General features: G+C 70.5%; 13 protein-coding genes. 8 read left to right on the forward strand and 5 right to left on the reverse strand.

Annotated elements, in window-relative coordinates:
- The first annotated feature begins 53 nt into the window (after nt 1-53).
- Nucleotides 54-926 (forward strand): LysR substrate-binding domain-containing protein, encoded by an 873-nt coding sequence (locus tag EJJ38_RS03645; RefSeq protein ID WP_127088760.1) that lies wholly within the window; start codon nt 54-56, stop codon nt 924-926.
- A gap of 7 nt (nt 927-933) precedes the next feature.
- Here the strand turns inward: EJJ38_RS03645 and EJJ38_RS03650 are convergent, their stop codons facing one another.
- Entirely contained in the window at nt 934-1,653 is a 720-nt protein-coding gene (locus EJJ38_RS03650) for a Tim44/TimA family putative adaptor protein (protein WP_245454093.1), read from the reverse strand.
- A 415-nt stretch (nt 1,654-2,068) separates the two neighbouring features.
- On the opposite strand from EJJ38_RS03650, the gene EJJ38_RS03655 reads away from it, so the two are divergent.
- From EJJ38_RS03655 to EJJ38_RS03675, 5 genes are all read left to right on the forward strand, one after another.
- A complete protein-coding gene (locus tag EJJ38_RS03655) occupies nt 2,069-3,016 on the forward strand; it encodes a glucokinase (protein ID WP_127088762.1) in 948 nt (315 codons plus the stop codon).
- An 82-nt stretch (nt 3,017-3,098) separates the two neighbouring features.
- The gene (gene mltA / locus EJJ38_RS03660; protein ID WP_127088763.1) at nt 3,099-4,307 is read left to right on the forward strand and encodes a murein transglycosylase A; all 1,209 of its coding nucleotides are present in this window, start codon (nt 3,099-3,101) and stop codon (nt 4,305-4,307) included.
- On the forward strand, nt 4,304-4,882 hold the full coding sequence (locus EJJ38_RS03665; RefSeq protein WP_127088764.1) for a Smr/MutS family protein: 579 nt from the start codon (nt 4,304-4,306) through the stop codon (nt 4,880-4,882). Before mltA ends, EJJ38_RS03665 begins: the two co-directional genes overlap by 4 nt.
- Nucleotides 4,879-5,244 carry a helix-turn-helix domain-containing protein gene (locus EJJ38_RS03670; protein WP_127088765.1) on the forward strand — a complete coding sequence of 122 codons (366 nt, stop codon included), beginning with the start codon at nt 4,879-4,881 and terminating at the stop codon, nt 5,242-5,244. The genes EJJ38_RS03665 and EJJ38_RS03670 overlap by 4 nt, the downstream gene beginning before the upstream one ends.
- 68 nt (nt 5,245-5,312) lie before the next feature.
- The gene (locus EJJ38_RS03675) at nt 5,313-5,639 is read left to right on the forward strand and encodes a PRC-barrel domain-containing protein (protein ID WP_127088766.1); all 327 of its coding nucleotides are present in this window, start codon (nt 5,313-5,315) and stop codon (nt 5,637-5,639) included.
- A 76-nt stretch (nt 5,640-5,715) separates the two neighbouring features.
- Here EJJ38_RS03675 and EJJ38_RS03680 read toward each other — a convergent pair whose 3' ends face one another.
- From EJJ38_RS03680 to EJJ38_RS03695, 4 genes are all read right to left on the reverse strand, one after another.
- Nucleotides 5,716-7,068, reverse strand: a complete 1,353-nt coding sequence (locus EJJ38_RS03680; RefSeq protein WP_127088767.1) for an amidase — start codon at nt 7,066-7,068, stop codon at nt 5,716-5,718.
- 51 nt (nt 7,069-7,119) lie between these two features.
- Nucleotides 7,120-7,500 (reverse strand): cupin domain-containing protein, encoded by a 381-nt coding sequence (locus EJJ38_RS03685; protein ID WP_127088768.1) that lies wholly within the window; start codon nt 7,498-7,500, stop codon nt 7,120-7,122.
- A gap of 61 nt (nt 7,501-7,561) precedes the next feature.
- Nucleotides 7,562-9,046 carry a 4-hydroxyphenylacetate 3-hydroxylase family protein gene (locus EJJ38_RS03690; protein ID WP_127088769.1) on the reverse strand — a complete coding sequence of 495 codons (1,485 nt, stop codon included), beginning with the start codon at nt 9,044-9,046 and terminating at the stop codon, nt 7,562-7,564.
- Between the two features lie 26 nt (nt 9,047-9,072).
- Nucleotides 9,073-9,603 (reverse strand): flavin reductase family protein, encoded by a 531-nt coding sequence (locus EJJ38_RS03695; protein WP_127088770.1) that lies wholly within the window; start codon nt 9,601-9,603, stop codon nt 9,073-9,075.
- 165 nt (nt 9,604-9,768) lie between these two features.
- On the opposite strand from EJJ38_RS03695, the gene EJJ38_RS03700 reads away from it, so the two are divergent.
- Complete coding sequence (locus EJJ38_RS03700; RefSeq protein WP_245454094.1) at nt 9,769-10,311, forward strand: MarR family winged helix-turn-helix transcriptional regulator; 543 nt, start codon at nt 9,769-9,771, stop codon at nt 10,309-10,311.
- Between the two features lie 128 nt (nt 10,312-10,439).
- Nucleotides 10,440-13,079 carry a TIGR02302 family protein gene (locus EJJ38_RS03705; protein WP_127088772.1) on the forward strand — a complete coding sequence of 880 codons (2,640 nt, stop codon included), beginning with the start codon at nt 10,440-10,442 and terminating at the stop codon, nt 13,077-13,079.
- Nucleotides 13,080-13,087: the final 8 nt, after the last annotated feature.

Here is a 13,087-nt window from a genome sequence, read left to right on the forward strand (position 1 = left end):
TTGAGAAATTCGATCTTTAGGCTGTTGTCAGTCGATTTTCGAATGGATGGGTCATGCTGGACCTCGCATTGCTCCGGGCCTTCGTGAGCGTGGTGGATGCCGGAGGCTTCACCCGCGCCACCGAACGGGTCCACCGCACCCAGTCCACCGTCAGCCAGCAGATCAAGCGGCTGGAGGAGAGCGTGGGCCGCCCGCTGCTGGTCCGCGAGGGGCGCACGGTGCGCACCACGGAGGAAGGGGAACGGCTTCTGGGCTATGCCCGGCGCCTGCTCGCCCTCAGTGCGGAAGCCAAGGCGGCGGTGGGCGAGCCGTCCGGCGGCATGGTCCGGCTCGGCATCCCCGATGATTTCGCCCTGGATGCGCTGACCCGCGCGGTGGGCGCGTTCGCCCGTGCGCGGCCGACGGTGCGGCTCTCGGTGCGGTGTGCCCTGTCCTGCGAACTGGCCGCCGACCTTGCGCGCGGCGCGCTGGACGTGGCGCTCTACAAGCGCGAGCCGGGCGCGGGCGATGCAGTGGCAAGCTGGCGGGAGCAGCCGGTCTGGATCGCGGGCGCGGGCCTGCCCGTGCCGGATGGCGACCCGGTGCCGCTGGTGGCCTTCACCCCCGGCTGCGTCTATCGCAACCGGGCCATCCGGGCGCTGGAGACGGCGGGGCGCAGCTGGCGCATCGCCTATGAGAGCCCCAACCTCATGGGGCTCCAGGCGGCGCTGGCCTGCGGCCTCGGCATCGCGCTGCTGTCACGGCGCAACGTGACCGGGGAACATCGGATTTTGGAGGATATGGGCCTGCCGCCCATCGCGCCCACGGAACTGGCGCTGGCCCTCGCGCCTGGGGCGGGGGGCGCGGCGCGGGATCTGGCCGCGACGCTCGCCCGCTTCTGCGCCGGAGCGGCGGGCGATCCCGCTCCGGTGTCCTTGTCGGCCTGAAGACGGATCAGGCGGCGGCTTCGGTGGCCACCAGCTTCCAGTTGGGGTCGCGGGCGCCGAGGTCGCGGGCGAAGGTCCACACATCGGTCACATCCGCCACCGTGTCGGGGCTGCCGTCCACCACGCTGCCATCGCGCCCACGGGTGGCGGTGATGAGCTTGGAGACGAAGCGCACCGTCACCTGCGCGGTCCGCTGGCGCACGCTGGCATCCAGGAGATCCGCCGTCTCGATGGAGATGAAGCGCGATTCCATGGTCTCGCCCCGGGCCTCGCGCTCGGAGATGGCCGCGACGAAGCCGTCATAGACATCCTTGGAGAGCAGGTCCTTGAGCGCGCGGCGATCGCCGCCGGCAAAGGCGAGCACGATCATCTCGTAGGCGGACTTTGCGCCCACGAGGAAATGCTTGGCGTCGAAGCCGGGCTCGGCCTGGGCGATCTGGTCGAGGGCATCAGCCACGGGCGAGCCTTCCGGCGCAACGCCTTCCCAGCGGAAGCGCGGCGGCTCGGCCTCGTCGTCCGCGGGGGGAACCTGGCCCGGCAGGTCCATGTTGCGCTGGGGCAACGTGACGACCTTGTCGGACGCGGGCGGGACCGGGCGGGCCTGGTCGCGGGAATAGGGGTCATAAGGCGGGCGTTCGCGCCCGGTCCGCTGACCCAGCACGCTCCGCAGCCGGATGAAGATGAACACGGCCAGAGCCAGGAAGATGATCGTATAGATGTCGAGCACTGCGCTTCGCCATGCTGCGACGGACCGGCTTGCCGCCCCGCCAGATTCACGCCCTGAGACCATCCCCGCCCCTTACGGCGCAGGTTACGGCCTCGTCCCCCCGCTTGCGGACGCCATTACGACGACCGACCGACCGGGGATGTCCGATATGTACGTCTTCGGCGCGGCTTTTCCAGCCCCGCCCGCACCGTGTCCGCCACATAAGCGCACCTTACGGCAGGCGAGACGCCGACGCCACCGGGGGGAACGCGAAAGGACCGCCGCGGGATCCAGGCCCCTGCGCCCCCCGCGCCATTGCCGTCCGCATGGGGGAACCAGCTGACCTGCGACGCATTTTCCTGAGACATGATCGCTCCTGATCCTTGATTCGGTCACAGGAATCCGGGATGCGTTCAGTCTCACCTCTGGATGCCCCATGCCCCCCACCATCCTGCTGGCCGATATCGGCGGAACCACCACCCGTATCGCCCGCGCCGGGCTTGATGGCGCGGCGTTCGACGTCAGGGTCGAGCCCAATGACGGCTATGGCAGCCTGGAGGAAATGTTCGGAGCCTATCTCGGCTCGCTCTCCGGTGAGCGGCCGCGGGCGGGCGTGCTCGCCATCGCCGGCCCTGTGGACGGCGACGATGTGCGCATGACCAACCGGGCCTGGAGCTTCCGCCGGCCCGCCCTCGCCAGCGCCCTGGGCCTCGATGCGCTCGCCGTGCTGAATGACTTCGCCGCGCTGGCCCATGGGGTGCGCAGCCTCGGGCGCAGCGACCTGATCCAGGTGGGCGTGGGCCATGCCAAGGAGGGGGCACCCATCCTGGTCTGCGGACCGGGAACCGGGCTCGGCACCGCCACCCTCATTCCCCATCCCGAAAAGAAATCCTACGAAGTGCTGCCCGGCGAAGGCGGCCATGTGCGGCTCGGCGCCGTCACCGCCGACGAGGCCCGCATCGTCGCCCATCTGGTGCGCGAGCTGGGTCCGGTCAGCGTGGAGCATGTCCTCTCCGGTCCCGGCCTCGTGCGCCTGCACCGGATCCTCAGCGGCGAGACCGCCACCTCCCACGCCATCATCCAGTCGGCGCTGGGCGGCCATGCCCGCGAATTGGAGAGCTGCCACGTCTTCCTGCGCCTTCTCGGCCGGATCACGGGGGACTATTGCCTGCTGGTGCGCGCCCTCGGCGGGGTGTTCATCGCCGGCGGCGTGGGCGCGGCCATGGCGCCGCTGTTCGCCGCCTCCCCGTTCCGCAAGGCGTTCGAGGAGCATCCGCCCTATCACGAGCACCTCGCCTCCATCACGGTGCAGGTGGTGGTTCACCCCACCCCCGGCCTCGTGGGCGCCGCCGCCGTGGGACGCCGCCTGCTGGCCGCGCTCTGACCCCACGCACGCACGGGCCTTGACCCGCCCGGCCGGTCCCGCCAACTCTCGGGCGAAGGCCGATCGGGGCCGGGAGAATGTCATGTCTCATTGGTTGCGCGCCCTTGTCCTCCTCCTCGCCGCCTGCGGACCGGCAGCGGCGGACACAGGCCGGGTGCGCCCCGTGCCGACCCCCGCAATCCCCGGCGCGGCCCTCCAGCCCCTCGCCTTCCCCGCTGTTGCGGGCTGGGTGCAGGACGATGCCCCCGCCGCCTTCGCCACCTTCCGCGCAAGCTGCGGCGCGCTCGCCGTGACGCCGAAGGAAGTCGGCCCCGCCTCCAATACCACCTTGGTTCCCGGCCTGCGCACCGCCTGCGCCGCCGCGCGGGCCGTTTCCGGCGCCCTGGGGGGGCACGCGCCCTCCCAGCAGGTGGCGCGCCTGTTCTTCGAGGCCAATTTCCGCGCCTACCGCATCGTGCCGGAAGCCAACCCGCCCGGCTTCCTCACCGGCTATTACGAGCCGGAAGTGGACGGCTCGCCGGTGCGCACCGCGCGCTTCACCGTGCCCATCTATGGCCGCCCCGCCGACCTCATCGCCCTGCGCCCGCCCGCCGACGGCAATCGGGGCCAGGTGATGCGCAAGGAGGGCGATGTCCTCGTGCCCTATTATGACCGTGCCGCCATCGAGGACGGTGCGCTGGCGGGCAAGGGCCTGGAGGTCGCCTGGATCGAGCACCCGGTGGACCTGTTCTTCATGCAGATCCAGGGCTCGGCCCGCATCCGCCTCGCGGACGGGGGCGTGCTGCGGCTCAATTATGACGGCCATAACGGCTATTCCTACCTGCCGGTGGGCCGCCTTCTCATCCAGCGCGGGCTGGTGCCCCGCGAGGACATGAGCATGGACCGCATCCGCCGCTATATCGAGGCGGACCCCGCCGCCGGACGGGCGCTGATGCGGGAGAACCGCTCCTTCGTCTTCTTCAAGGCCGTCCCCCTGTCCGGCACGGACGGGGCTTTGGGCGCGCAGGGCGTCCCGCTGACCCCCGGCCGCTCCATCGCCGTGGATCGGGCGCTGCATGCCTATGGGACGCCGGTCTTCATCGAGGCGGAACTGCCCCTGGAGGGCGACAGCGACCGCGCCCCCTTCCGCCGCCTGATGATCGCCCAGGACACCGGCTCGGCCATCGTCGGCCCCGCCCGCGCCGACCTGTTCTTCGGCGCGGGCACCGGGCCGGGGCTGGTGGCGGGCCGCATCCGCCATCCCGGCACCTTCACGCTGCTGGTGCCGCGCTTCGAGAGCCGGGCGCCGTGAGCCGCAGGCGCCGCGCGCGCACCCTCGATGCGCAGGAGCGCGCGCTCTGGCACCATGTCATCCGCTCGGTGACCCCGCTCCACCCGCAGGCGCCGCCCCCTGAGGAGGCGGTCCCGCCCGCGCCCCCCAAGCCGGAGGTGGCCCCGCTGGCCGCAGCCATTCCCGCACCCGTCGCCAAGCCGCCCCCGCCCCTCGCCGCCCTGGAGCCGCGCATGCGCCGCCGGCTGGGGCGGAATGCGGAGGTGGATGCGCGCATCGACCTGCACGGCCTCACCCAGGCGTCCGCCCACCGGCGGCTGCACGCCTTCGTGATGGAAGCGCAGCGGCTGGGGCACGGGCTGGTGCTGGTCATCACCGGCAAGGGGGCGGCTGAACGGGGGCTGGGCGAGCGGGACGGATCGTCCATGCACGGCCTGCCCGAGCGCGGCGTGCTGCGCCGGGCGGTGCCGCTCTGGCTGGCGGATCCCGTGCTGCGCGCCTTCGTGGTGGGGTTCGAGCCCGCCGCGCAGCGCCATGGTGGGGAAGGCGCGCTCTATGTGCGCATCCGGCGGCGGCGCGGGGACGGCACGCCATGACCCCGTTCGGCCGGCGCCTGCGCGACCTGCGGGCCGAGCGCGGGGTGACGCTCTCCCAGATGGCCACCACAATCGGCGTCAGCCCCACCTATCTCTCGGCCCTGGAGAATGGAAAGCGCGGCCGGCCCACCTGGGCCATGGTCCAGCGCATCATCGCCTATTTCAACGTCATCTGGGACGAGGCGGAAGACCTCCAGCGCCTCGCGGAACTCTCCCATCCGCGCATCGTGGTGGACACGGCGGGCCTCTCGCCGGAAGCCACCGAGCTGGCCAATCTCCTCGCCCGCGAGATCGCCCACCTGCCGCCCGAGGCCGTGGCCGAGCTGCTGGGCCGCCTCAAGATCCTGCGCCGGAGGGGCTGAGGGGAACCTCCCGTCGCGCCCCTCGTTGGTTTGGAAACGGGCTGGCGCGAGAGAATGAGGAGGCTCCCATGATCCACGAGACGAGCACGCCCGGCCATGTGGCCGCGGGCGATATCAAGGGGTCCGACGTCTATGACACGGCGGGCGCCCATGTGGGCATCATTCACGATCTGCTGATCGACGAGCGCACCGGGCAGGTCCGCACCGCCGTGCTGGCCATCGGCTCCATTCTGGGCATGGGCGGCGAGCACCAGGACGTGCCCTGGACGAGCCTTGCCTATGACGACCGCCAGAAGGGGTTCGTGCTCGGCATTCCCCTGGCCCAGATGCGCAGCGCCCCGGACGACCCGGAGGAAGACGAGGACGGCTGGCCCGCCCCCGCGCCCGCCGCGTAAGGAATGCTCATACCAACGGCCCCGGTCTTTGACCGGCGCCAAGCAGGTGTCGCTCAAGCGCCGCGCGGGCTTGGCATCAGTCCAGAACCGCCTCCACGCCCGCGCCCATGGCGAGCAGGGCGGCATCCGTTCCCGCCGCCCCCGCCAGCATGAGCCCCGCGGGGGCGCCGCCGGGCGTGGTGAGGGGGAGAGACAGCGCGCAGCCGTCGATCATGTTGATCAAGGTGGGATTGCGCAGCGCCAGCAGGTTGGCGCGGCCATAGGCATCCTCGTCGGTGGCCAGGTCCGCGATGCGCGGCGGCAGGATGGCCACCGTGGGCAGGAGCAGCGCGTCATAGGGCGCGAGGCGCGCCGTGGCGCGGGCGATGAGGCTGCGCCGGGCCGCCAGGATATCCAGATAGTCCGCCGCCGACTGGCCCGCGCCGCGCTTGATGCGCACCGACACGCGCGGGTCATAGCCCGCTTCGCGCTCCGCCAGCAGCGCGCGGTGCACCGCATAGCTCTCCGCCGCCGTGAAGCCGCCCTTGGCGTTGAGCCCGGCAATCTCGCCGAACTCCGCGAAGGGGCCGGAGGAAATCTTGGCGCCCGCGCGGGACAGGCGCTCCACCGCCGCCTCGAAGGCGAGCGCCACCTCGGCGTCGAGATCGTCCAGCGCCACGGTGGTGGGGATCAGCAGCCGCAGGCCGTTCACCGGGCGCGGCGTGAGCGGCGGGGGCTCCGCGCCGGACAGCAGCGCATCCAGCGCCGCGCAGCAGGCTACCGAGCGGGCCAGCGGGCCGATGGAATCCAGCGAGCCGGAGAGCGGGAAGGCCCCCTCCAGCGGCACGCGCCGCGCCGTGGGCTTGAAGCCGACAATGCCGCAGAAGGCAGCGGGGATGCGGCAGGAACCGCCCGTATCGGTACCGAGCGCGGCATGGGCCATGCCATCCGCCACCGCCACCGCGCCGCCGGACGTGGAGCCGCCGGAGACGCGCCCCACGGCGCGCTCGAAGGGCGCGCGGGGGTCGCCGTAATGGGGGTTCATGCCGAGGCCGGAATAGGCGAACTCGGTCATGTTCGCGCGGCCCACATGGACGAAGCCCGCCTTGCGCAGGCGCGCCACGGCGGGGGCGTCAACGCGGGCGGGCGGTGCATCCGCCAGCACGTTCGAGCCGGCGGTGGTCACCTCCCCCGCCACGTCGAACAAATCCTTGATGGCGATGGGAATGCCCGCGAAGGGCGAGCCCGCCGCCCCGGCCGCCCGCAGCCGGTCCTGCGCCTCCGCCGCCGTGCGGGCCGCCGCGTGGTTCACGCGGGTGAAGGCGCGGGCGCCCTCTCCCTCCGGCGCGTCGATCTGCGCGAGGCAGTCCTCCAGCAAAGCGACGGCGCTGGTACGCCCTTCGGCGAGGTCCTGGGCGAGGGAGGCGAGGGTGGGCTTCGAGGAGGACATGGCACCGCACATGCAAAACCCGCGCCCTGAGGGCGCGGGGGAGGAAAAGGATCAGGCCGGATCGAAATAATGGATTTCCAGCAGGATGCAGCCTTTTTCCGACTTGAACGGGCCATGGAAGGCGCCCGGCGGGCGCACCGCATAGGTGAAGGGCGCGAATGCCTCGCCGCCCTCGCCCTTCTCGTCATTGCCCACCGTCAGGTCGCCGGAGACCAGGAACACCTCTTCCCAATACGCATGCACGAAGGGCTTGGTGGTGAACTCGCCGGCATCGAAGCGCAGCAGGCGGGTGCGCGAGCCGCGCTTGTTCTCCTCGTCCAGCGCCCCGGAGAGGATCTTCTGCTGGATGCCCTTGGGATAGCCAGCGGGCACCTCCCAGCCGGTGGCGAGGTCGAGGGTGTGGAACTCGTCGTGGATCTTGTTGATGGCCATGGCGGCAAATCCTCTTGAAGGTGTTCTGTCCTCTTGAAGGGGTCGTATCTTCTTGAAGAGGTCACTCGGCGGCGCGGGCCGGGGCGGGGGAAATCTCGTCGGCGAGGTCATAGCCCGCCATCATCCGGTCCAGCAGCGCGCCCGCGCCCGCCCAGTCATAGGTGCGGAAGGAATGGCCCTTCACCACGAAGCTGGCGCCCGCATAGAACATCTCATACTGCGCATGGCGGGAGGCGAATTCCGAGCCCACCGCATCCCAGGCGAGCTTGTAGAACTTCACCTTCTCCTCCGCGCTGGCGGCCGGGGACTGCTGGGTCTTGGCGATGAGCGCGGCCAGCTCCGGGTTCTCGTAATCATGCACCGAGGAGGGCAGCATGATCATGCCGCCGCCGGCCAGTTCGCGCAGGGTGGTGATGATCTTGCCATAGACCTGCTGGGCCATGGTCTGCGCGGCATAGAGCGTGTGCCGGTCCGGCACGAAATAGCGCCCGTAATGGGTGCCCTTCGCTTCCATGGCGGCCACGAAGGCGTCGATCATGCCGGCCTCGGCGGCGAGCTGGCCCAGCGTCTCGCGCACCTGGGGGAAATTGGTGGTGCCGTTCACCTCGGTGATGCGCCGGGCGATGCCGAGGAGGAACTTCAGCTTCACCGAGAGGCGGATCTGCGCCTGGTAGTTCTGGTAGACATGGGCCGGCGTGCCGTGGAACTGCTTGGCCGTCATCTCGATGCTGTCGGCCACGAACACCCGGTCCCAGGGCACCTTCACGTCGTCGAAATAGAGCACCGCGTCATTCTCGTCGAAGCGGCTCGCCATGGGGTTGTCGAACACGGACGGGGACGCCGCCTCGTAGGACTTGCGGGACATGATCTTCAGCCCCTTCGCGTTCATGGGAATCGCGAAGGAGATGGCATAGGGCTCGTCGCCCTTCTGGAGCGGCTGGATGCAGGTGACGAACACCTCGTTGGCCATGATGCCGCCGGTGGCCAGCATCTTGGCGCCGCGAATGGTGATCCCCTCCGCATCCCGGTCCACGATGCCCGCGGACAGGAAGGGGTCCGCCTGCTCCGCCGTGCTCTTGGAGCGGTCGGCCTGGGGATTGATGATCACATAGGTGAGGTAGAGGTCGTTGTCGCGGGCATAGCGGTAATAGTCCGCGAGCGCCTTGGCGCGGGCCGGGTCATAGGCCTCGAACACATCGAGGCCCATATACATGCCCGAAATGCAGGAGGCGACGTGGTCCGGCGCGCGGCCGAGGAAGCCCGCATGCAGCTCGGTCCAGGCTTCCAGGCCCTTGCGGCGGGTCTTCAGCTCCTCATAGCTTTCCGGCAACTGCCAGATGCGGTTGGCATCTGTGCCGGTGTCCGTCTCGAAGGTCATCAGCGCGCGGTTTTCCGGGGCGCTGTGAAAATCGAACATGCGCCCCACCGAGGCAATGGCGCCCCGATAGGCCGGATCGGTGGTGGAATCCACCACGCGCCGTCCGTCGAGGAAGATTTCACGCCCGTCTTTGAGGCTGGCGATGTGCTGGGCTCCGGTCTTCACCATGGTCTTGTCCTCTGGAGGTGCGGTCTTCAGCTATCGGCGCCGGAAGCGAGGGCGTGGTAGCGGCCGCGAAAGAAGATGAGAGGGTCGCCCGCCTCGGGCGATGAGAAGCGCACCACGCGGGCGAGGAAGATCTCGTGGTCTCCCCCGTCATGGCGCGCATAGGGCTCGCACTCGAAATGGGCGATGGCACCCGCCAGAAGCGGGGCGTCGTGCTGGCTCAAATGGTGGTCCACCTGGTGCCACTTGTCCTCCAGCGCGCGGGCGAAGCGGTTGGAGAGATCCTGCTGGCCTTGGCCCAGAATGTTGATGCCGAACCCCTTCGCCCCGCGCATGGCGGGCAGCGAATAGGCCGAGCGCGCAACGGAGAAGAGCACCAGAGGCGGGTCGAGCGAGACCGAGTTGAACGAACTCATGGTCATGCCCACCACCTCGCCTGTGGCGGTGGAGGCGGTGACCACGGCGACGCCGGTGGCGAAGTGGCCGAGCGCGGCCCGGAAGGCGCGCGGATCGAACGCCGCCGGCGGCGCGGAGCGGGACTGGGAAAAGGCGGTGTCCATATGACGCGGCCCATGATCTGGAGAGGATATTATCTTTGTGACAAAGCTAATATCAGAATTGCATGGACGTCAAGAGCATGCGTTCTTAAGAGGGAGCGAAGCGCAAATGGTGTCGGAGTGGGGGTCATGGCAGCTAAGGCGTCCAAGCAGACGGGAGCTTTGCCTTTGACCGCATCACGCGCAGCCCTGCTGGTGGACGGCTCGGACCATGAGTTCCGCGAGCTGGTGCACGACATGCTGGCGTTCGCCTCCGCCATCCAGGAGGTGCGCAACCGGCTGGGCCAGCTCATCGGCCTGTCGGGCACGCAATATACCGTTCTCACCGCCATCGCCCGCCTCTCCGAGAGCGAAAGCGAGCTGGGCGTGAACCAGCTCGCCGAGCACCTGCACCTGTCCGGCGCCTTCGTCACCATCGAGGTGAACAAGCTGGTGACCGCCGGGCTGGTGACCAAGGCGGTCAATCCCGAGGACCGCCGCCGCGTGGTGCTGCGGGTGACGCAGGAGGCGGTGCGGCGGCTCAATGTCATGACGCGGGTGCAATGCCCGGCCAACGACATGCTGTTCGAGCCTTTGACCGCGCGGGATTTCCAGCAATTGCGCGCCGTCACCGCCAAGCTGGCGGGCACCGGGGAGCGCACCTTGCGCCTCATCGCGGACCTCGCGCCGGACGGCACCTTGCCGGAGGCCGTGCCCGTGGCCGGAGAGTGAGCGGGCGCCCCTGGTCTCCCGGGAACATGCCTCCTGACTAAGTCGTGAGCCGCCGGGGCCGCGCCCGCGCTGGCCTCACGGTCATCCCGTGATAAGCTGCCCCCTTGGCTGGCTGATGCGGAGGGCGCGTGAGCGCGACACCGGAACGGAAACAGCCGCGGGATGCGGCGGGTGAAGCGGCCTTCTCACTGGACCGCGCCGTCAAACGCGCCGGATGGGTGCTCCTGTGGGAGCGCCTGTGGCCGCCGCTGGCCCTGATCGCCTGCGTCGTCGGCATCTTCCTGGCCGTCGCCTGGGCCGGGCTGTTCGTCCATCTCCCGCCGCTCGGCCGCATTGTCGGCGTGGTGCTGTTCGCGCTCGCCTTCATCCTCAGCTTCATTCCCCTGCTCAAGGTGCGCCGGCCGGACCGCGCGGACGCTCTGGCGCGCCTCGATCGCGGCAGCCGGCTCGCCCACCGGCCCGCCACGGCGCTGGCCGATTCCCTCGCCACCCGGCCCGACGACCCGGTGGGCAGCGCGCTCTGGCGCGCCCATCTTTCCCGCATGCTGGGCTCCGCGCGCGCGCTGCGCCCCGGCCTTCCCGCCCCGGCTTTGGCGACCCGCGACCCGCGCGCCTACCGCGCCCTGGCGCTCCTCGCCGTGGTGGCCACTTTCTTCCTCGCCTCGGGCGAGCATCTCTCGCGCCTGAAGGCCGCGTTCGACTGGCGGGGCGTGGTCACGCCCAAGGCCTATCGCCTGGATGCCTGGATCGATCCGCCCGGCTATACCGGGCGCCCGCCCGTGGTGCTGCCGGGCCTGCGCTCCGACGATCCCACGCAGACCCATGCGGCCGCGCTCACGGTTCCCGCCGGAAGCACGCTGGTGGTGCGCACGGTGGGGCTCGACGATGGCGGCCTGAAGACCGAAGGCGGCATCGCCGAGGTGAAGCCCGAGGCCGCGGACCCGCAGAAGCCCGCGACGCCCGGCGCGGTCGAGCGGCGCTTCACCATCGGCTCGGCGGGCAGCGTGACGGCCACCGGGCCGGACCAGCGCTCGGTCTTCTGGCGGTTCGCCGCCTCCGAGGACCAGAAGCCGGCCATCTCCTTCGTGAAGGATCCGCAGCCGGGCCCGCGCAACACCCTCGTCCTCACCTACCGCATCGAGGACGATTACGGGGTGAAGGAGGCCAATGCCACCTTCGCCGCCCTGCCGCCCGAAAAGCCCTTCTTCCCGCGCCCCGGCGCGCCGGATCCCGTGGCGGGCACCCCCCTCATTCCCCCGCCGGACTTCCCGCTGACGGTGCCCGCTCCCGGAGCCAAGTCGGGCGCGCAGGCCTCGCGCGACCTCATCGCCCACCCCTGGGCGGGCGCGCGGGTGGCCATCACGCTCAAGGCCCGCGACGAGGCGGGCCAGGAAGCGTCGAGCGAAACCAAGATCTTCCGCCTGCCGGCCCGGCCCTTCACCAAGCCCCTCGCCCGCGCTTTGGTGGAGGAGCGGCGGCGGCTCGCGCTGGATGTGGCGGCCCGCACCCAGGTGGAGGGCGTGCTGGCGGCGCTGACCCTCGCGCCCGACCAGTTCGGCATCGCCCCCAATGAATATCTCGGCGTGCGCTCCGCCTATTGGCGCCTGCGCAATGCCAGCAATGACGACGACCTGCGGGGCGTCGTGGACTATCTCTGGGACATGGCCCTCGCCATTGAGGACGGCGACCTCTCCGACGCGCAGCGCGCCTTGCGGGCCGCCCAGGAGGCCCTGCGCGAGGCGCTGGAGCGCGGCGCGCCCGACGAGGAAATCCAGCGGCTGATGCAGGATCTGCGCGCCGCCATGGACAAGATGATGCGCCAGCTGGCCGAGGAGGCGCGGCGCGACGGCGGCACCGATGCCCGGCCGCTCGACCCCAACACCCGCGTCATGCGCCCCCAGGATCTCCAGCGCATGATGGACCGCATCGAGAATCTCGCCCGCTCGGGCGCCCGCGACGCGGCGCGCCAGATGCTGGATGAGCTTCAGGCCATGATGGAAAACATGCGCCCCGGCTCGCGCCAGGCGGGCCGCCAGCAGGGACAGCAGGGCCAGGGCGAACTGGGCAACATGATCCAGGAGCAGCAGCGCCTGCGCGACCGCACCTATCGCCAGGGCCAGGGTCAGCAGGGACAGCAAGGCCAGGGACAACAAGGTCAAGGACAGCGCGGCCAGCAGGGACAGCAGCAGGGCCGTGAGGGCGAGTATGGCGACGTCCAGCAGGGACAGGGCGAACTGCGCAAGCGCCTCGGCGAGATGATGGACCAGCTGCGCCGCATGCAGCAGGGACAAGGCCAGGGACAACAGGGCCAGCAAGGTCAAGGCCAGCAGGGACAGGATGGCGAGGGCCAGGACGGCCAGGGCGGCGCGGCGGGCCGCGCCGGAGATGCCTTCGGCCGCGCCGACCAGGCCATGCGCGATGCCGAGCGGGCGCTGGGACAGGGCGACGGACAGGGCGCCCTCGATGCCCAGGGCCGCGCGCTCCAGGCCCTGCGCCAGGGCGCGCAGGCGCTCGCCGAAGGCCAGCCGGGCGGCTCCGACGGACCGGGCCCGGGCGGCCCCTCCGGCGAGCAGGCCCAGCGCACCGACCCGCTGGGGCGCCCCATGCGCAACCAGGATTACGGGGACGACTATTCGGTGAAGGTGCCCGAGGAGATGGACGTCCAGCGCGCCCGGCAGGTTCTGGAGGAATTGCGCCGCCGCCTGGAGCAGACCTCGCGCCCGCAGATCGAGCTGGATTACATCGAGCGTCTTCTGGAAAACTTCTGAGAGCAGAC

The sequence above is a fragment of the Aquabacter cavernae genome, from assembly GCF_003993795.1.
GTDB classification, from domain to species: Bacteria; Pseudomonadota; Alphaproteobacteria; order Rhizobiales; family Xanthobacteraceae; genus Aquabacter; species Aquabacter cavernae.